At 36.2% G+C, this 20,860-nt stretch carries 11 protein-coding genes, 7 pseudogenes and 1 other annotated feature; of the genes and pseudogenes, 2 read left to right on the top strand and 16 right to left on the bottom strand.

Annotated elements, in window-relative coordinates; translation table 11 throughout:
• The 8 genes and pseudogenes from FTU66_RS02675 to FTU66_RS13600 form a co-directional block, all read right to left on the bottom strand.
• On the bottom strand, window positions 1-1,169 hold a 1,169-nt coding region (locus FTU66_RS02675), incomplete at its 3' end, for a BapA prefix-like domain-containing protein (protein ID WP_180112247.1).
• A 47-nt stretch (window positions 1,170-1,216) separates the two neighbouring features.
• Window positions 1,217-1,600, bottom strand: coding sequence for an OmpA family protein (locus tag FTU66_RS13610; protein ID WP_373683963.1), 384 nt, complete (start codon window positions 1,598-1,600; stop codon window positions 1,217-1,219).
• The gene (locus FTU66_RS13605) at window positions 1,601-1,963 is read right to left on the bottom strand and encodes a hypothetical protein (RefSeq protein WP_257222038.1); all 363 of its coding nucleotides are present in this window, start codon (window positions 1,961-1,963) and stop codon (window positions 1,601-1,603) included. It lies immediately after the preceding gene.
• Window positions 1,964-2,268: 305 nt separating this feature from the next.
• Complete coding sequence (locus FTU66_RS02665) at window positions 2,269-2,616, bottom strand: PD-(D/E)XK nuclease family protein (protein WP_180112246.1); 348 nt, start codon at window positions 2,614-2,616, stop codon at window positions 2,269-2,271.
• A gap of 58 nt (window positions 2,617-2,674) precedes the next feature.
• Window positions 2,675-3,040: pseudogene (locus FTU66_RS02660) on the bottom strand (IS30 family transposase); the annotation flags it as partial.
• Window positions 3,041-3,045: 5 nt separating this feature from the next.
• Window positions 3,046-3,312 (bottom strand): annotated as a pseudogene (locus FTU66_RS13765) (transposase); the annotation flags it as partial.
• Window positions 3,288-3,588: pseudogene (locus tag FTU66_RS13760) on the bottom strand (transposase). The pseudogenes FTU66_RS13765 and FTU66_RS13760, both read right to left, overlap by 25 nt.
• A 25-nt stretch (window positions 3,589-3,613) precedes the next feature.
• Entirely contained in the window at window positions 3,614-3,895 is a 282-nt protein-coding gene (locus tag FTU66_RS13600; RefSeq protein WP_180112245.1) for a transposase, read from the bottom strand.
• A 56-nt stretch (window positions 3,896-3,951) separates the two neighbouring features.
• Between FTU66_RS13600 and FTU66_RS02645 the strand changes: the two are divergent.
• Window positions 3,952-4,240: pseudogene (locus tag FTU66_RS02645) on the top strand (transposase); the annotation flags it as partial.
• Window positions 4,241-4,388: 148 nt separating this feature from the next.
• Here FTU66_RS02645 and FTU66_RS02640 read toward each other — a convergent pair.
• The 4 genes from FTU66_RS02640 to FTU66_RS02625 are packed head-to-tail and all read right to left on the bottom strand — an operon-like array spanning window position 4,389 to window position 17,878.
• Window positions 4,389-6,683, bottom strand: a complete 2,295-nt coding sequence (locus FTU66_RS02640; protein WP_180112244.1) for a dynamin family protein — start codon at window positions 6,681-6,683, stop codon at window positions 4,389-4,391.
• 14 nt (window positions 6,684-6,697) lie between these two features.
• On the bottom strand, window positions 6,698-10,777 hold the full coding sequence (locus FTU66_RS02635) for a dynamin family protein (RefSeq protein WP_180112243.1): 4,080 nt from the start codon (window positions 10,775-10,777) through the stop codon (window positions 6,698-6,700).
• Between the two features lie 15 nt (window positions 10,778-10,792).
• Complete coding sequence (locus FTU66_RS02630; RefSeq protein ID WP_180112242.1) at window positions 10,793-13,846, bottom strand: tetratricopeptide repeat protein; 3,054 nt, start codon at window positions 13,844-13,846, stop codon at window positions 10,793-10,795.
• Between the two features lie 9 nt (window positions 13,847-13,855).
• Window positions 13,856-17,878, bottom strand: a complete 4,023-nt coding sequence (locus tag FTU66_RS02625) for a dynamin family protein (protein WP_180112241.1) — start codon at window positions 17,876-17,878, stop codon at window positions 13,856-13,858.
• A gap of 403 nt (window positions 17,879-18,281) precedes the next feature.
• Between FTU66_RS02625 and FTU66_RS02620 the strand changes: the two are divergent.
• Window positions 18,282-19,068, top strand: a pseudogene (locus FTU66_RS02620) (integrase core domain-containing protein).
• Window positions 18,557-18,670: a sequence feature (AL1L pseudoknot), on the top strand. Its footprint overlaps the pseudogene before it by 114 nt.
• Window positions 19,069-19,108: 40 nt before the next feature.
• Here FTU66_RS02620 and istA read toward each other — a convergent pair.
• From istA to FTU66_RS02600, 4 genes and pseudogenes are all read right to left on the bottom strand, one after another.
• A pseudogene (gene istA, locus FTU66_RS02615) lies at window positions 19,109-19,786 on the bottom strand (IS21-like element ISAba8 family transposase); the annotation flags it as partial.
• 86 nt (window positions 19,787-19,872) lie between these two features.
• Window positions 19,873-19,998, bottom strand: a pseudogene (locus tag FTU66_RS02610) (transposase); the annotation flags it as partial.
• Between the two features lie 34 nt (window positions 19,999-20,032).
• Window positions 20,033-20,467, bottom strand: a complete 435-nt coding sequence (locus FTU66_RS02605; protein ID WP_005090826.1) for a hypothetical protein — start codon at window positions 20,465-20,467, stop codon at window positions 20,033-20,035.
• Between the two features lie 17 nt (window positions 20,468-20,484).
• The gene (locus FTU66_RS02600; RefSeq protein ID WP_227515218.1) at window positions 20,485-20,847 is read right to left on the bottom strand and encodes a hypothetical protein; all 363 of its coding nucleotides are present in this window, start codon (window positions 20,845-20,847) and stop codon (window positions 20,485-20,487) included.
• Between the last annotated feature and the right edge of the window lie 13 nt (window positions 20,848-20,860).

Genomic DNA, 20,860 nt, shown 5'->3' with positions numbered 1-20,860 from the left:
CTGGTGTCACTCAGTTTCACCGTCACGGTGGCGTTTTCTTCGTCGGACGTGGTGAACGTCGCCACCACCGAGCCTACCGCGTTCTCTGCAGCGTCTTCGGTGAAGTCGTTGACTTCTGTAATCGTGATCTCAGGCGCATCGTTGACCGCCTCCACCTTCGGCTCGACTGTCGCGACATTACCATCAACGGTGCCGTCATTCGGCGTCAACGTAAATGCTGGCAGTTTCTCACCGCGGTTGACCAAGGCCAGACCCGCTTGCGTCAACACCACCGTGTTGCCATCCAGCTTGTAGTTGGTGGTGTCACTCAGTTTCACCGTCACGGTGGCGTTTTCTTCGTCGGACGTGGTGAACGTCGCCACCACCGAGCCTACCGCGTTCTCTGCAGCGTCTTCGGTGAAGTCGTTGACTTCTGTAATCGTGATCGTTGGTGCATCATTAACCTCTGTCACCGACGGATCGACGTTGGCAGCCGTGCCGTTCACCTCGCCGTCATTCGGAGTGAGCGTGAATGCAGGCAGATCCTCACCCTTGTTGACTAGGGCCAAGCCGGCCGCAGTCAAGACCACGGTGTTGCCGTCCAGTGCGTAGTTGATGGTGTCACTCAACGTCACCGTTACCTTATCACCGTCTTCGTCGTTGGTGCTGAACGTCGCTACCACCGAGCCGACCGCATTGCCAGCGGCGTCTTCGGTGAAGTTATTCGTCTGTGTAATCGTGATCGTTGGTGCATCATTAATAGTATCTTTCTGAATATTTTTATCATCATTATGGTCAATAATCGCAGCACCACCAACAACACCCGCACCCACCAACCAAGGTAACAATCCAACAAGCTTACTGCCTTCAACTGCTGGCAATAATGCTTCTAATCCTGAAATTTCTTTAAAACCAGAAAGACCATCAAACCAATAAAGAACACAACCATCTTCTTCAAAAACTAAATCTGATGTAACCCCTTCCGCATCTACAACAAAGAAGTTCTCAATAACAATAACTTCTCCATTTTTGAGCTTTAAAATTAAATTATTTCCATCACGAATGAATTCCGCAACATCATCACGATTCATTTTTGTATGAACAATGCTTGATTCTGACAAAACAATACGTTCAGCATGAACACTTACTTTATTGAGAGAGTCTTTTTCAATAACTATAAAATTACTCATCACAGATCCAATACATAAATTAAATAATTCTTAAACTTAAAAGCTAATTACTTAGATAAGCCCGTAATTTCAACCGTGACTCGACGATCTGGTTGCAAACATGCATGTAATGCTTCTAGCTGCTTTACATCAAAACAGCCATTGGTCACTGGTTGACGTTTGCCTGCACTTGCTGTCGAAATCACATTCCCTGCCACACCATTTTGAATCAATAGGTTACGCACCGTATCTGCACGTTTTTGCCCTAATTGATTGTTATAACTATCATTTCCCAAACGATCTGTATGGCCAACTAACTTGATTTGACTCACAGAAAAGAAATTGTTGCGAATTTGCGATGCAACTTCTAGTACTTCTTGACGACCTTTTGGTAATAAATAATTCAAAGAAGAACCGTCAAATTTAAATAAAGTATCTGCTGCTAGATCCACTCAAATTGTATGCTCCTGTGCAACAACATGTGGTTTTACCTCACAACTTAATGGCTGGCCATTATTGGCAATAAAAGGCATACCATCAGCTTTGACAGATAGGACTAATTCATTGCTCGCTAACTTCCCTACGTTCAAGTCAATATCACAACTCTGGCATGATGCTTCAGTGCAGTTTTTCACTTTGAAATTATACGTCTCAGGTTTTAATGAATATTGAGCCGAATTATTTATATAAAAATTTCCAGCTTTAATACTGTCGATATAAAATTCAATTGGGCAATTTTGATTCCCTTCTGTGTCGTCTGCACATAGAAAACCATCTCTTGTAACATTAAGCAATGTCGAGTAACCAGCCTTCATTTCCTAAAAACCGCAACTCCGAGGGATGCCTATAATTTGATACACAAGCAGTTCCACCCATACATATTAAAACTAAAAGCAATAAAACCTTATACATTAACAACTCTCCGCAACACATTAATAATTAACATAAAGCCTCCATCATTAATGTGATAAAATTCACACTTCTTCATAATTATTGCACATTTGCATTGAATATGTATGTAATTTACAATTTATTTAACACGGCTTTGTTGCATAAATATGTAAGCAACTGATTTAAATAAATTTAATTTTGGATCAAAAAATAATCAAAACTTTTAAAATCATATAGTTATGAAATCTTTGTGCAACAAAGCCGTTTCAATAATTAAATCAATACGTTTTCCATCTAATGTACATACTTCAGTTTCAACTGATATGAACTCACCAAAAGTTGCTGGGTCTTTATTGACATTCTTTGCAATGCAATCAATTAATCCATTAAAAAATAAAGTATTTAAATTGTGGACTTCTAAAGGATTTAAGAAAAAAGAAAGGAGCTCAGTCGTTGGATTTTCATAATACTTACGACTAGCTGTGTCAAAAAAATTCTTTTCCCGCATATCTAATTTATAAGTTTTTGCCTTATTTAGCAGCACTTGTAATGCATTAAGTGGGTATTGGTCTAACATATCCTCAAAGTTCCATTACATGATTATTTGAAAGATAATCTTTTATTATCAGGCGGATTCAAGCGGCAAGTGCAACAGTATAAAAACCAGCCATAACTTCACTCGGTGTATACCAACCTAGTGTTTTTCTAGGACGATGGTTGAATGCAAATTCTATCTGCTCTATTTGTTCGTTTGACACGTCATCAACCGATGATGATTTTGGCAGATATTGACGGATTAAACCATTCGTATTTTCATTTCTAGCTCGCTAAATAGATTTAGAGGGATCAGCAAAATACGTCTCTATGTCGGCATCAGTAGTTCTTTTGTGTTCGGAAAATTCCTTGCCATTATCAAATGTCACACTATAAGCATGGCTCATTCGTAAACGATCTAATGCACAAGTAATCGTTTGAGAGGATGCTCTCGTTGAACCTAAATGAGCATTGTCCATTTTTCAGAAGCCTGTTGAATGCCAATATATAGCAATTTCAGCAGGCTATTTTCATTTGGGAAAGCTCCCTTAGTTTTGGTTAGTTTCCTGAATTCGCGATGTACTGCCTCAACCGCATTGATGGTATAAATCGGCTTCCTTACAGCTTTCGGATATTTGAAATAGGCACTAAGCAAATGCCATTTTTCACGCCATGAACGAATGACTTTCTCGTATTTATCACGCTATTTGGCTTTCAGCTCATCCAGCGCCATTTCAGCTTGTCTGTAATATTGGTAATGGCACCCTCGGAAATATCCAGTGCATAAATATCCGCAATATGTTTTTGAATATCACGGTAGTTCATGCCGAGTGCAAGTAGCGAAATGACTTTACTGTCGATCTCTTCAGAGAGTTTGGTTTTTCTTGACGAGTTGAGGCTCAAAATCACCGGTACGATCACGAGATGTTTCCAACTCAAATGAATCGAAGGATGATTTTACGGTCTTGCCAGAGTAACCATTCCTGCGATTGGATGGTTGAGGATTTTCTTCCAGATAGTTTTCACACCAAACCCAATAACTAAAGTTTTATCCAATTCCGTGCTGTTATGGATTTCACCAGAGCTAACTGCTTTGAAAAATTACCCCAAGCCTGACAAGCTGCCTCCACAATTATTTCATAATTTGCATAACACCTATTGGATAGCCAATGTTGGTTGATGTACTGCCAAACCTGCTCAATCGGATTAAGCTCTGGTGAATAAGGCGGTAACTTTAAGATCGTCACATTGGGTAAATTGTAGCTTTCTTGATGCCATAATGCTCCATCCAGCACAACCAATGCATGACGACCTACAGGCACAACTTTACTGATCTCTTGTAGATGTAATTTTATGCAATCTTGAGTTTGGACAGAAATGGGATGACAAGTACCCGCAGATCAGCAAATCATGGCAAGCGAATTGGGCGAATCTCAACACGTTCTTCGCTTATCCTATGGATATTCGCAAAGCGATTTACACGACGAATGCGATTGAATCATTGAACAGCGTTATCCGCCATGCAACCAAGAAAAGAAAAATCTTCCCAACTGATGATTCCGTGAAAAAAGGTGGTATATTTAGCAATTATGGCAGCAAGCAAAAAATGGACGATGCCCATTCAGAATTGGAAAGCTGCCATGAATCGCTTTAGTATCATGTTTTAAGAGCGTGTAACAAAGTATTTTTAAAACTGTATTTACACAGAATTATTTACAACCTCCTACTATTCATATTTTTTAATAGTGGAGTTAATAAAAATAAATCAACAAGCACAATAATTATATAAATATAGATTAGTAACTTATATAGAAACTAGCCAAATTCAAATAATTGTGATTTAAATAAATTAAGACCCTTTATGCTTGCTTCTTTTTGCTGAATATCGAACATCATACTATCTAAATTTTGCTGAATTTCATTAATAATACGATTCACTAAGATTTGTTGAAGATCATCAAAATACTCCTGAATATCCTGCTGTATTCCCTCAGCAAGCTGCATGATATGCTCAGAAAGTTGCTGAACAGCATTTTTATGTGCTTTTTTGAGTGAATGGATTTGCTCATTTGTTACATGGCCTAGACCAAAATTTGACACTAAACGATCAGTAATTTTATCTATATCGATTTCTAATTTTGGTGGAGGAAACTGTGAAAGACATTCACTGACTTGAACTTTAAAAAAATCTAGATCAAAATCGGGATCACTGGTATCAAACAAATTGATTGCTGCTAACGTTACATTTTTACGTATTGTCGATATATCAACAATTTCTGTTAATTGCATTTGTAATGCAGCAACTGAGTTTTGTGCAAATAGTTCCAGTTGTTCAATACTGTCTTGAACACGAGCATAAGGTGTAACGATGATTTTTTCACGATGACCATATCCACCTAAGCCAAACTCCCTTGCAATCTCAGCCCAAAATCCTTCTTTTTTAAACTTTTCAAACTCAACTCTTTTTTCTTCCAAAGTCTCAATATTCAAAAACTGATATTGCTCAACCTTTAATTGTTGAATGAGTACATTGAGTTTATTTTTTATATTTAAGGATTCATCATTAATCACCAAATCAATTTTCGACTTACCACGTTGAAGATGATATTCCGTCGCTTGTTTTTGCTTCAATAAGCTTTCGATACTATTTTTTTCTAACAACTCTATCTTTTGTTCAATATATTTACATAATTCTACGCGAATTGCTTCCACCCTTTGAATAAGTGCATTTTCTAAATTTTCTAATTTAGCCTGTAATAATTCATGTTTTCTTAGCTTTTGTTGGCCAAGTAACACATGAAGCTTTTGCAAATTAGAAAATTCTCTCAACTGCTTCGCTTCAAATGTAAACTGCGTATCATGACATAATGCATCGTACTGTTCCTGTAATTCAGGATTCAGTTCTGGCAATCCTTCTGCAATACGCCATGATAATGCTGAGATTAACTCTGGCTTAGTTTGATTGATGACATTCAGTAAAGCTTTTGATGCAGGATCTAAATCGGGATTATTCAAATGTTGGGAAATTTGTGCCTCTGCCATTTGCTGAACTTTTAAGTCAAGCAATTGCATCATTGCAGCAATCGTTGCTTGTGAACGTACTTCAATAGGATATTTTTGTGCCATTAACTGTGCTTTGATTAAAATATCTCGATCCATACGAAAGACTAAGTCACGTTGTGAACCAATCAAATAGACTGCTTTGTTATCAATCCCTGCTGAAGTTAATTGTTCTCGTAACAATTTTAAATCAGCAACCGTCAGAAACTGATTAATAATGGACAATAAAAAGACAACATCACATTGCCCTAAGAATTCACGGGTTTGTTGCCCACGAGAAATCACAGGGTCATTGAAGCCTGGGGTATCGTAGACCTCAATTCCTTGCAAACGCTTATCATCAATGTATATAGAAAACATTTTAGTGATAGCCGTATACTCTCCTTGGCTACCTACATAATTTTTAAGTTGCTGAGCCAGATCTTCTAAACTTTCAGCATAAATCCGCTTTTTAGTACCTAAATATTCACGCAGGTTTAGATTATTTGCCATCTGTACCAATTCATGGCTTGAACGAAGTTCAGGACTAATCTTACTTTCTATGAGTAGTGAAGATGCTTGTACTTGTGGCTTTAAAGATGAACTTAACTTACGCATTTGACCAAATAAGCTCTTTGGTGCTTGCTCTTGCTGCTCAGTAATTAGTTCCTGTTCGATTTTTTCATATTGTGCTTGATATGCGTGTGCTGATTGTTCTATACCATTCCAATCTTGAATACTATAAAACTCAATTTCAGCATACGGCTGTTCTGCATATGCTAATCGTGTTAAAGCTGCAGTCATGGGTGTTGCTGCTTTAGGTAGTACATCAATTGGAAATAATAAAGCATTCAAAAATGAAGATTTTCCAGCCTTCATTTGACCAACAACCGCAATTTTTAAATTACGACCTTCTTGCTGAGCTGCTTCGATATTTATTTGATAATTTTTCTTTAAAAGTCTTAACTCAGATAAATAACGCTCTACATCATTAGAAAATAAAAGATTTTGATGCTTTTCAAGAATAGTTTTTAAATGGTTAATTGAGGATTCAATATTTGGTACGTGCACGATATTATTCAATTTTAAAACTCTTCTCTTTTAATAAACTTATCAATACTACTTTGCAAAAAAACCTTATAACTTTCATCCATATTTACTTTCGCCTCTTTACTTACATAAATATGTTGACATGAATATATCACCTCATTAGAAGAAGACTTCTTAAGATTTAGTAGATAAGCAGACAAACTATCTTTACTCTTTGTAAAAGTATATATTTCATCATCAGCTGAATCGTGCGTATGCCAGACTAGTGTTTGATTAAAATAATGATTAATATTACTTTTCACAACATTTATATTTTCACTTAACTCCACAATATCAGAATCAACCATTACTTCACTAAAGCCTTGCGCGGCAGTCCATGATTTAACTTTTGCACCAAATAATGATATTTCTTCTAATGGCTTATAAATACTTTCGTAATAATCACCTGAATAATCATCAGGATTATTTACTAATTTAAAATATTGCTTAATCTGAATGTTATTATTCAAATCCTGTTTTCCAGTACCATCTTTCAAACCTAAGCATTTGAGAAAATCTAAATCATCCTCTTGATTCGAGATACTTGCTAATAAATTTTCATCGCTAAATAGTTCAAATTGGGTATCCGTATAACGATAAGTGAGTTTACGATGATGTGGAATCACTTCACGATTATCATTTAATGCTGTACCTTCTTGCTCGATAATAAAATCAAAAATTCCTTGATGTTCTGATGATTCATCAAATTGATACTTAGAAGTAAATTTACTTCCAATATAACCCTCACCTTCTTCAAGTTTCATTGAATCATGTGCAATATTTCGAATTTGCCCTTCTTGTTCATCAATCAAAATTAAAAATGGCTCTTCTAAACTTATCCCTGATCCTACAAGTCGACTTGTTAATAACAGCCCTTGTTTATTCGTACCAAATGAGATGACATTACCCGATAATTGATCAACCATTGAATTATCTGTTCCATGACCAATAGTCAAAATGGTATTTTCCTCATTTCGTGCAACTAATTTATAGCCTTCTCCTTGCTTTTTAAATACAAAGAAATCTATAGGAGCTTGACAGCCGTTACATACGTTTTTTCCTTGATCATAATCACTGAGTACTGGTACTAGATATCGAGTTTCGTTATCTAAATTTTTATACTCATAAGTACCTTGTATATGAATATCTTTGTCAGAATGTGGATAAAATTTAGAAATTAACTCCGCATGATTATAGATATCCCAAATATCCACAAACGTATCCTCTGCAATATAAGTTTCTCTACCATCTATGTCTTCGCTCACCCATAAACTGACAATACTATTTTTAATCTGTTTTAAAATTTCTGGATGCTTATACGCTGTATATCCAGCTCCTGAAATAACAGCGATATATATAGACAAAATTAACCACTGAATTCTTAAACCCTTGGTTGGGTTTAAATAAAAGTCAGTAGGTTTTGGTCTTAATACTCCAAATAAATAAAATAAATTATAAGGTAATGATGTGATTTTTTGAGCAGGTACAATCTTATGGCGAGCTACATTTTTTAATATACTGTAAGGCTTTTTATTGCTTTGAGATGGAATAGCAGCAAAGTTATAACTTGCAACATCCAATCCATCACGATGCCCTTTTTCAAAGTAATAGCTTGCTTCTTTTAAGTTTTTCTTTACTGAATATCCGAAGCTATATATCAGACCCAAAACGTAACTTGCTTCGCCACCGTGAGTTTCAGCGATAGGATACAAACGTGAAACAGCTTTTTCATCCCCTTTAACAGCAAATGTATAGCAATATTGTGCAATTAGATTTCGATCTTCCTCAGATTTTACCAACTTATGTTGATAAAAATCGATAAAGTACCACCGAGCTTGCTTATTACCCTTCTCAGCACATACTCGAATCCACTCATATGCTTTTCTATTATTAAAATTCACCGCTTCTAGACTAATTGCTTGTGCCGGATCATCAACTGTAGCTGTCTTTTCTAGATATTGAATATACGCTGATTGTAGGTCTTGACGATTGCTTCCTCGAGATAAATTCCGTAATGCTAAAACTGCTTGAGGTAATTCCTCTTTTGCTTTCATAATCAGCCAATTTAAAGCATCTGCTCTCTTCAGCTGAATTGCTTCTAAATAGTACTCAATTGCATGGTCTATATCTTGTAATTGATTTTCATAAAGCTGTGCGACACAGATAAAACCTTCAGCAAACTTATTTTCTAACGCTAATTGTATTAACGCATCTAAGGCTGGAAGATAATCATCTTCAACTAAAGCTTTATACTTATTAAATGCTAAATCAATATTTTTTGGATAACACAAACCTATCGCGTGTAATTTAGCAAGTTGGAACCTAATTTGTGGACAAGAGGATTCATGCTTTTCTAGCCACTTACGTACGGATACTTCCCCCACATACTTGCTCATGATTCCAATAGATTCGTCTATTTCCCCGCGAGCAAAAAGAATTTTTGCATAGGTAAATTGGATTTCTAACTGGCGAGATTGCAATGCAAAATGTTTTCTAAAAGATTGAAAAATCTCTATTGGACCGCTTAAAGACTGTTGGTAATACCACTCAATTGAAGGTTGACATAGAAACTGTTGTACTAAAATTTGGTGATACTGTTCTGCTTGTAACAGATCATGTTTATAATCTTCATAATAGTTTGCAAGCTTTTCTATTGCATATTGATAACCTTGATCTACCCAATGATTTAGAGCCTTCAGACTCGACTCATTCCCTGCAATTAAAGCCTGGATATATTGATCAATTGCATAATCTAAATCTTTTTCAACCCCCTCACCCCGTTCATACATACCTGCCAATTTATATTGAATATACGATGAATTATTTTTTTCATTTTCCAACCAATTTAAAGCATCTGCCAGACCCAAACATGCAGCTTCAACCATAAAATTAATTGCATCGTGTTGTTTATGCTGATCCAGTTGAAGCTTTGCATAATCAAAATATAAACTACTTTGACTTTCTACAAGCTGTTTAATATGACGCTTATATAACGATCGCTTTATACGTTTCTCATCTAAATTTTTTTCAAGTTCTTGAGATAAATCTAACGGTAATTTTTTTTGTAGCTTTTGCTGATGTTGAATGAATTGCTTTAGATCTTCAGATTTACTATCTAATCCTCTAATCAAGTCTTCAATAAATGTAATGAGCTTTTCAAAGCTACTTTCATTTTGGATAGGTGTATTAATTTTTTCTAGCCATACATGAATATCGTCACCTAAAAGCATCCGACCTTTTACCGAATGAATCGGAGCAGCCCAAGCCATAATCCCTTCGATATGAATATTTTCACGCTTAAGATTAGCTTTTATTGATTCTAAAATTGATGGAAGCTCTTTGCTGGTTACTAAATCAGACTGTGTGACAACTATAAATATTGGTTTGTGGATCCCAATCTGTGATAAAAACTGTAAATCATCCTCTCTGATCGTGCCATTTTTAGCACTCACTAGCCAAACAAGATGATCGACTTGCTTCAATTGATCTAATGCAATTTTCTCATCTGTTCTGCTTTGATGTTGGCTGTCTGCTTTGCTATAACCGGGCGTATCTAAAAATGTGAGATGCTGCCATTTGAATCTCTCTAACCCTACGTATATATGTGCTAATAATTGGGCTAACTGCAGGGGCTGTTCTTTTGAGTTAGAATCAAATAGATGACTTAATTGCTGTATCTGTTCTAGCGATAACTCTAAATTCTGCTGAAAGAAATTCTTTGCTAAATAAGTAGTTGTTTCACTATATCCCAGATAAGTTGGTACAGCAGTACAAGGTTCCAAAGCTTCTGGTAAATAATCTATATTTAAAAACGTATTTAAAAATCTAGATTTTCCAGCGCTAAAACCTCCACCAAAACCAATAACTTTTTTCTCCTCAAGATAATAATTAGAAAGCGACTCGTTTAAACAAATAACTAATTCCTTAAACTTTTGCTCTTTCATCAATAGACTTTGAGCATCAGTAATCCCGATAGTTTTGTTTATTTGTTGCTGTAAATCATTACGTATAAAACCAGTTCTGAATTCAGAATTTAAAATCGTTGATAGAGTATTTAGTATAAGAGGTTGATTCATTGTAAAAATCCAGATTTATAAACTTTGTAAATATTGAAGCGCTTCTTTATGGCCTTGATCTGCTGCTTCTCTAAGCCACTTTTTAGCCAAATTTAGATCTTTACTAGTACCCCAACCCTCTATATAACAACCTGCTAAATTATATTGTGCTTCTATGTGTCCATTTTTTGATGCTTTTACAAAATACCGAAAAGCTTTATTTCTATTTCCTTCAACCCCCATACCATGTAAATACGCACAGCCCAAATTAAAATAAGCATCAATATGCTCTTGCTGACGTGCTAATTCAAACCAATGAGCTGCCTGATACTCATCTTTTGGAGTACCAAGTGCATGGATATAACATAATCCCAGCATATTCTGAGCATCACTATTTCCCTGTTCTGCAGCTTGTACAAAGTATTGATAAGCTTCCCTTTTATTTTCTTTAACACCTACTCCATTTAATAAACAAATACCGACGTTATACTGTGCCCCAGCATATCCTTTATTTGCTGCACGCTCATAACACTCAAATGCTTTAGTCGGATTTTTCTGCACCCCCCAACCATAGGAGTAACATCGGCCTAAATTATTTTCAGCATCAAAAAATCCAAGACTTGCTGACTTTTCATACCAACCAAATGCTATTTTTTCGTCTTCTAAAGTTCCCCAACCATTTAAATAACAGTTCCCTAGTTGATTTTGACTACTTGGATGGTCTTGCATAGCCGCCTTTTTGTACCACTGAAAAGCTAAATTTAAGTCCTTTGTTACTCCACTTCCATATTGGTAACAAAAAGCTAGGTTACTCTGCGCTTCAGAGTAATTTTGATCTGCCGATTTTTGGAACCAATGAAATGCATAATCATTATTTTTTTCTACACCCCAACCATAAAAGTAACAATCACCTAAACTATTTTGGGCTTTGGCATGACCTTGTGTAGCCGAATTTAAAAAATAATCAAACGCCTTTTTATGATTTTTTTCAGTGCCGCGCTCATTTAAATAACACCAACCCACAGAGTATTGTGCAGCAGCATGATTTTGCTCAGCCGCTTTTAAATAGTAATTAAAAGCTTGATGATCATTTTGAGTTACACCCCAGCCATTTAAGAAACAATCACCTAATAAATTTTGACTATCACTATTATTAAATTCTGCTGCCTTTAAAAGCCATTCGACAGCAATTCCATCATTAATCGATGTGCCATGTCCATAGAGATAACACCACCCTACTGAATATTGTGCAGGTACAAAACCTTGCTCTGCTGCTTTCATATACCAAAGGAATGCCTGCTCATCATTTTGCGCTATACCCCAACCATACAAATAACAATCCGCCAACAAATTTTGTGCATTTACATTATTTTGCTCAGCAGCTTCTTTTAAATAGTTAAAACCTTGTCTTTCATTTTCAGCTATTCCCCAACCATATAAATAACAGCAACCTAGATTAAATTTAGCATCGCTATTTTTTTCAGATGCCTCTTTGAAGCATTCAAATGCTTTTTCCTCATTCGCCGCTATACCTTGACCTCTTAAGTAGAATTCACCTAATTTATTCATTGCATATTCAGAATCACTTTTTGATGCAAGTTGATACTCTTGAAATGCCAAAACAAAGTCTTGTACACAGCCAAGACCCTGTTCATAACAGATTCCTAATAAGTTATGAAAGTAACTGTTATTAGGAGAATACTTACTTGCGGCTTGGATCCACTCAAAACGCTCCTCTAAACTCACATTTTTAAGCTCATCAAAATGGTTAGCGAGGATTAAAATAATATCTTGAATGACATCCATGCCTTGTTGATTTAGATCTTTCAGATACTGTAATGCTTCAGAATAAAATCCATTCTCTAAAAGCATTTGCGCTCTTTGATAGTCAAATTCTTGCTTCTGTGCTTCATTCTCAAAATAATCTTCTGGCAATATATTCTTAAATAAATGAGATATTGCATCTACATTTTCTATAAATTGTTCAATTAAAATTTTACTGGTTTGAAAATCGCTACGTAGTTCTTTTAAAGTTTCTTGAGCTAAGTTTTTTTCGTATGTTGAAAATTCATCCTCATGAAGACAAACTTTAGTATATAACTGGATTTCACTTTGTAATTGCTCAATTTTTTTTCGCAATTTCTCTTTTAATTGCAGCAAAATAAATTTTAATTTTTCAACACTATGATTGATAACAGGACGATTGTGTGTATTTAACCAATCACATAAATTTTTTCCATATAGTGTTTTCAGGTTTTTCTGGAAAATACTTATACCATCTAATTTTGCTACATGACTATTTAAAACCTTCATCATTAAATCTTGTTGTTCAAGATTAAATTGTTCACCCACCCAAAGCACAATATATGTCTCGCTAAACAAATTATCTTTAACAAGAGTACAGAGGTCAGAGAAGTCATCCATCGACTGACAAGGCAACAGGATAATTTGAGCTTGTTTCGCTTGTTTATATTGCTCTAAATCACTCTGATGCTGGACTGTTAGGCTCAAATCATTCCATGGCCAAGCAGAAGACCCAACAAAGCTTTCTGAAATCAATTTATTATAATCATCATAAATATCAACTAGCTGTAGTTCATATATGTCTTTCTGAACAAACTTTATTTTGTGTCCCAAGTAATTTACGAACGTAAGTTGATTTTCCGAATGATAAAAGTAATGTTGTGTAAAGTTGGTTGAAATATGTGTGCCTAGCTCACTAAGATCAATATTGATCTGTTTGAGAAAGTTTTTAAAATCTCTCGTGTCAAAAGTAGTCGGTATCTTTAGTAATATTTCGTTTTTATTCACTAATTCAGTATGCAAAATATTTCGTATAATTTGATTAATTAAACTATCAATTCTTCCTGAACTTTCATCCCAAATTTCATAATCAATTTGAACTAATAAGGACAATATCGATTCTTCGATAGAGGTTTTAATTACCTTAATCGTATGTTCTTGCTCTGAAGGTATTTGAGGTTGTACCAATAACTTCTTCACTAAATTAATTTTTGGCTGTAAGGTCGAATCAACTTCTGTCTCGATTTCATTGGGAATATCAAAACTAAAACTCGCAAAATCTTGCATGGTAATTCCTTATTGCTCCAACAAATATTGAGATGAAATTTCTTTCGACTGGTTAAGTAGGTTTTGCATATTTTGACAAGCTACTGCAACACGCTGTTTTAGTAAGTTACGCTGTTCTAAATCAGTAGATAACTGGGCTTCTATTTTTTCAATATTTTCATTTTGATCAGCAAGATACTGTTCAAGATCAAGATAAATTTGCTCAAAGCAATGTTTGGTTTGCTGTTTTAATTGCTCTTGGATAGAGCTTAGAAGCTGAATCGCAATGCTATTTAAGTGCTGATCAACCACTTGACGTGCTTTTTCTAATTGCTGTTTTTCAGCAAATAGAAATCCACCTATTAATCCTGGTAAAACTAAGAAAGGTATTGTTACACCTAAAGCCAATGCCGCAATTCCACCTGCAACACCGCCAAGTACGGCTGCTTCCTTTGCTCGACTTTGTTCAAGTGTTAAATGTGCAATATGATTTTTTTCATTTAATTCATGTAGCTGTGTCAAATCGACTGCTGTATTTAATTTCGTAGCCGATCGATGTATCACTGGGTGTAAAAACTGCTGTGTCGCAAGTTGAAAAGCATTTTGTATATCGGCCTGGATACTAGCCTGTAATTGTTGTGATTGTTCAACGACGAGGTCGTAATAATACAAGCGACGGCTATTGAGTACCTGCTCAATCGTATTCATTACATCTTGGCTAATACGAGTATCAACCAATCTTAATAACATATTTTTTTCTTTCTCATACTGTGATCTTAACTCTGTTTGAGCATTTATAATCTGTTGTTTCTTATACTCTAATTGCTCTCTAGATTGATCCAAATCAAGCTGTTGTTGCAAACTCTTATGAGCAACACTAATAAGACTTTCTATTTGCTGTTTGAAACATTCTGAAAATATTTCTGATTTATTTTCCTCAATATAATTCAAGATTTCTGCAAAACCTTTTAAATCACCTTGATGTGCTGAACATCCTCTTACTAAGGAATAATCCAAATCAATCCCTGCTTGTTGTGCAACTGTTTGCCGTACTGACTCACGTTCTGCTTGCGCGATCAGATCCTCTTGGCAAATGAGTAACGATAGTGGTTTACCAAACATATATTGGCGCGCTACAAATTGTTGTTCTGCTTCACCTAAATGGGTTTTGGATACACACAAAATAAAACTACTATGTGCTGTTCCTGAATACCGAATGAGTGCTTGTTCATGTGAACCGATATTAGATTCAAGTCCTGGGGTATCAACTAAGACTAAATCTGGATGTTGTGCTAATACAGCATTGTGTAAATACATTTCTACATGATGAATCTTATCAATGTCTAAAATATGCTGTGCTCTCAATGTTTGGTAATGTGCCAACTCATATTCAGTTGATATAGATTCTTGCTCAGTTCCACTGACCACAATGACCTTTTGTTCACTATATTCAGCATAATGAAATTCTGTTGGATATGAAGTACATGCTCTTAAATCTGTGCTTTGAATATTTTGCCCTAACCATGAATTCAATAACGTGGACTTACCAACACTGAATTTCCCGATCAATGGCACCGACAATTTAAAGCTAGTAATTTGTTTTTTAAGCTGTTCAATTTGCTTTTTTAGGGATTGGGATATAATTTTTTCATCAACTAAGCTTTCCATCTCTGCCAATGCATCTAACCAACTCTGGCGTTGTTGATCGATTGTTGTGATTCGATAAGGTGTAAATCCTGCAGATTTTAATTGCCAAAGTAAAAATAATGTTAAATCCCAAATCGATATCCCTTTAATAGACTCGACATGCTTTAGATATAGATCATTTACTTGATGACTATTTTGATCAAAATTATCACTCTTTAAATGATTAAAAATCATTAAGGATGACTCTTGACCCTCTTCTACCTGCTTAATTTGTTTTAATTGATATAATAAATTTTTCTGTAAATCAGGTTGATCTCTAAAGGAGAGCAAGAATATTGATGGGTCTAAATCTTCAATACCTACTTTTTCTAAAAATGCCTGCAAGTAAAGTAAATCTCTACCTTTCCACATGCCTTCCGTTTGATGAATAAAGTTATTTACCGCATTACATAGTCTAAGTTCTTTTGACATTTCACTGAAACGCATTCCATGTATTGTTTGTACATGACTCAAATTCAACCAATCTTGCAATAAGGAGTGTTTTTCAAGCTTAGAAATACGTTTTTCATGTCGATTAATCTCTTGGCGTAATGTTTGATAGCCTATAGACATTGAAACATAGATCTTTTGGAAAGCATCTTGATATTCTTGTTGCAAATAAGTGAGGTTATGCTGAATTAATTTTAGCTGAGTTTGTACAATAGCAATGAATTCAATTGAAAGGCGCTGTTCAGATTGCAGTCCTTGTAGCATCCGCAATGCTGCCATCTGTGCAGTGAGAAGTGCACGCGTCTGTTCATTCGATTCATTCTGTAACTGCGCTGGGTCAAGAATTGCTAATTTAATTTTCTTTAAGAAATGAATCGAAGATTTTTTTACATTGTCCTGAGGCCCCAAAACATTTAATGCATCAAGAGCTGCGCTTTCTATAATTTGTCGATTATTTTGATTTTCAATTAAGAAATGATCAACACTTTGTTGAACTTCGAATGGGCTCTGTTGGGTAATTAATAATTTAAGGTTTTTTTCACTTAATTGAGAAATCATCATTTGACCCTCTACATCCGGAATATTAATTTCATCAAGTTGGTGATTTTCTCTAATGACATCATTAAAATTATTCATATAATCTTGATTAGCCTGATTGTCTTCCCCTTTTTGGGGTCTCTGATTTTTTTCATTCATTACTGCTTGATAACTCGTGCATGCCAATTGCCATTGCTGAGTCGAAATCTGTGCAGCTTCATTAACTGTACGCATCCAGCCACTTGCCATCTGTTCAAATCCATGTTCAAACCATCGGCTCTGTTGCATGTTCTGAAATAAAAATTGTGCTAGTACAGGAGCAAGCAAACCGATTGGCCCTGCTATCGAAACTGCAGCAGTCACCAGTAAGCTTTGTAGGCCACGATTTGCGGCAGCTTGCTGAATTGCCTGCCAGAATGTTTTTTCATTAATTAATCCATTCTGATAAGCTGTATAGATCTCTTTTACATCCCAACAAAATGTGACTAAAAATGCTGCTATACCTGCATTCATTTCAGTCACAAGTGTTAGACCACCAGCAGTAACAGCCTTTAAACTTCCTACTTGTATATTATTTAAAGTTTGATTTTGTCTTAAGTCTGCCATCAAAGCGGAACTAGCCGTATCGACTGTCAAATCACCTTGACGTATTTGGTTAAGTGTTTTTAGTAAAACTGGACCTAACTCAATAGCACTAACAAATGCCACCGCTGTTATCGAACTACCGGCAAACTCACCTGCACCATCTATAAAAGAATGCTGTTGCGCAAAAAATGGGGTTTCACCAGATTGTAATGCCTGCTTGCCAGCATGTGCTTCTGCATAACTTAACGGTAATGATTCAATACCATTTGTATCAACTATCCGATCTGTAAAACTGATTTGGCTTAAGGCTTCATATTGGTCTATTTGACCTGATGTTTGTGCTTGTTCTAAATGTCGTTGATGTAGCATTGAAATTTCATGATACTGATCACTTGGTACAATAATCTGCTGACCAGCATATTTTGCGACTAGTGCACCGGATTCATCAGTAAATAATTTTGCCCCAGCTGCATAGCTTTGTTCCGCTGTTGCAAAATATTTTGGATTAAATGCCAGACCTGAATCAGTAGTAATATCTATTGAACCAAATTCACGGCTGTTAACTAGATGTGCACGATCGTCTTGTGCCGAATTTGCTTGGTTTACGTTATAACTAGCCGCATGATGAGTTTCAGCAAAATATCCAGCTCCGCCAAATTGGTTATTAGTAATTTGCGATGAATTTGTCGAAAAATCCTGCCATGCACTGTTTTCTGCATCTCGTATATTTTTATCTTTTAATACATCATCTGCTAAGAAATAGCTTATTCCTGTTGAATTGTCTAATTTTGTCATTATCTAAAACATACGTGAAATATAATTCAATTATATATTTTAAAATAAAATGAAACATCTAATTTTTAATTATTTATTTCCATAATTTAGCGTAATTAAAGGCTCATCGTAGCTTTAAACCAATCGGGTAACATAAAATTGTAGGGTGATAACAAATCCAATAAAAGCCAACTTCATCTCTAGTTAAATTAAATCCAAATGTTTCACCCATTTTCCCAGGTAATCCTCTCATAAATTTCAACAACTAAAGATTACTACTGTAATCTTTAGTTCAATATTGATTGAGAAAACCAACTCAATTCAAGTTGCTTTTTATGCCAGTCTACAATCCTATAAAGAAGAGAACTTAATAGTGAACCGTACCGGGTTTGTCGGAGACTCAATATTCTGAGAGACTATTCCGATGAAAAAACCAAACTATACCCCCGAAATTAGAGACAGAGCGGTTCAATTACTAATTGAATCTGAAAAAGATTATCCTTCTACTTGGGCAGCAATCACAGCTATTGCTCCTAAAATCGGTTGTACTCCTGAAACATTGCGTGTTTGGTATTTAAAGCATATGGATCAACTAAATCCTGCCAAAGTACAACAGATATCTGACCAAGAAAAAATGAAGCAAATGGAACGTGAAATTAAAGAATTAAAGCGTGCCAATGAAATTCTACGCAAAGCAGCCGCTTTTTTCGCCCAGGCGGAGCTCGACCGCCCTCACAAATAATGGTGGATTTTATCCATAATAAAGAGCTGTACGGAGTCGAGGCGATTTGTAGAATTTTACTGATCGCCCCTTCAACCTATTATCGGACTCTAGATCTCTGTGATGAGAAGCATTGCACGATCGAGGCATGCCAAAGAATGTGATTCATCATTCCGATAGAAGTGTTCAATATCTTTCTATTCGCTATACCAATCGTTTTGAAGCAGCAAATTTACGAGCATCAGTCGGTACAACGGGTGATTCATACGATAATGCTTTGGCTGAAACGGTGAATGGCTTATACAAAACAGAGGTGATTGAATATCTAAAAGCAGATTGGCAAGGTTTAGCACATGTACAACTTGCGACACTAAATTGGGTAGATTGGTTCAATAAAGAGCGTGTACATAGTGCACTAGGTTATGTATCGCCTTTTGAGTTTGAAGCAATGTACTATGATAAGGTTAACACGTTAGGTCAGGTGGCCTAACTTAAATAAAAAAGTCTCCGACAAACCCAGTACGGTTCAGTGCACGGTAGGGCTTACATACGCGAGGACGAAAGCTATATTTCTTGGCGCAGTCGAGCAGTTTGGGATTCCATTTATGCTGCCCCTCCTGATAGGCATCCCGTTCAATCATGATCGTTTTAGCGTTATCAAACAGGATTTCTTGAGGTACTCCTGCAAAAAACTGAAATGCATTTTCTAGACCATCGATCCATGCATCCGTACGTTCATGATCATAAAATTTCACGAAAGTCGCTCTGGAATACCCTAATGTTGCGACAAAAGCTTTTAAAGTCGTGCTGTTACGTCGAATCGTGGTGAAATCCACTTGCATTTGTTGGCCAGGTTGGGTTTCAAAACGAATGATCGGTTCCGGTTGAGCAACTGGTTTTAATGTTGCAAGATATTCCCTCAAGATCCTGATCTTTCCTGGATATCCCAACCCTAAAATTTCCTGGTAGAGCACAACAGCAGGAATCCATTCAGGATGAGCCGCGTTTACACGTTGGAGTAAATAGGGTTTATATGGGTCAAGGATACTTATTCTAGGCTGTATACGCTGATACTGAGGTGTGGTGTTTTGCCGTAAATATTTACGTACGGTATTTCTGGACACCCCCAGTTCACGACTAATGGCTTTAATAGATTTACCTTGCTGATGAAGTATTTGGATTGTCACTGCTTGCTCCAAAGTTAACATGTTGAGCAGTCCAAAATGACCGCTATATTAACCAAGGGGGGGGCAGTTTTTAAATGCCATTAGGGGGTCATTTTTACACTGCCGCTAACAATGGTGACCGGCGCTTGATCGGCATGCAGCACCTGCTGTTGCAGAACCACCTCTTTTAAAGCATTGGCCAAAGGTTCCAGTTCCACACCGCAGCGACCAATCCAGTCAGATAAGGTCTTTCTCTTGTTTCTAGAAAGACCATGCTATCAGACCATATTAGAACTTTACTAAGTCACCTTTTAATGCCACCCCTGCTAATGCCGTACCTTTCGCACATTGGTAAGTCGTGGTGCTACGTGTTTCATTGGACTTATAGAAACTCACCAGATTGGTCACCGCATTGGCGCCTTTGGCTTTGGCTGTATTTTGAAATTGAATCAATGCCGAACGAAGTACATGATCACATGAACTTTCCGCAGATTTGGCAAAACCATTGGTCTTTTTATTGGTCACTAAGCCTTTTTCAATCACCTTACCGCCCGACTTGGTTCCCGCCAAATAAAATTTTACTGAACCATCCAAAACCCCATCAGCAACAGCACGGCTTACAGCTTCTTGGAAATTGAAATCATGCATTTGGTCAGCTGCATGTGCTGATGTAAATGCAGCTAGCCCCAGAATAGCTGTGAAGCCAAATTGCTTAATATTCATAGTAATTGCTCTCTTATTTAATTTAACGTTTTTGAAAGTTGTGTAAATACCGAATTATCTAAACGTGCCTTCCATGCCATCGCATTTTTATGAATTTTATTACCACGTTGATCGAGATTACGGCTACCTGTAATTTGTGAACTGACTTGATTACCTGAGATGAGATAGGTTACTTGTAAATAATGGCTACGACGGGTTAAACCCGCAACTACCTTTGTCTGATCTGCCTGTTCAACTACCCAACCAGTGCGCGCATTTTGCCCAACACCAAGTCGAATATTGTTCACAATATCAGCCGCAGTCGCATATTTTGCTGTCATTAATTGCCGCTGCGGATAATCAGAAATTTTTACAGTACTACAAGCTGTTAATCCCAGCATACTCACTGCTGAT

Source organism: Acinetobacter sp. YH12131 (genome assembly GCF_013418635.1).
GTDB lineage: Bacteria > Pseudomonadota > Gammaproteobacteria > Pseudomonadales > Moraxellaceae > Acinetobacter > Acinetobacter towneri.
This window is presented reverse-complemented; position numbering and strand designations above follow the sequence as displayed.

Bases quoted from the DNA above. Each gene is read 5' to 3' on its own strand.
- FTU66_RS02605 (WP_005090826.1), bottom strand. From the start codon at position 20,467: ATGAATATTAAGCAATTTGGCTTCACAGCTATTCTGGGGCTAGCTGCA.
- FTU66_RS02600 (WP_227515218.1), bottom strand. From the start codon at position 20,847: ATGCTGGGATTAACAGCTTGTAGTACTGTAAAAATTTCTGATTATCCG.
- FTU66_RS02665 (WP_180112246.1), bottom strand. From the start codon at position 2,616: ATGTTAGACCAATACCCACTTAATGCATTACAAGTGCTGCTAAATAAG.
- FTU66_RS02630 (WP_180112242.1), bottom strand. From the start codon at position 13,846: ATGCAAGATTTTGCGAGTTTTAGTTTTGATATTCCCAATGAAATCGAG.
- FTU66_RS02625 (WP_180112241.1), bottom strand. From the start codon at position 17,878: ATGACAAAATTAGACAATTCAACAGGAATAAGCTATTTCTTAGCAGAT.
- FTU66_RS02635 (WP_180112243.1), bottom strand. From the start codon at position 10,777: ATGAATCAACCTCTTATACTAAATACTCTATCAACGATTTTAAATTCT.
- FTU66_RS13605 (WP_257222038.1), bottom strand. From the start codon at position 1,963: ATGAAGGCTGGTTACTCGACATTGCTTAATGTTACAAGAGATGGTTTT.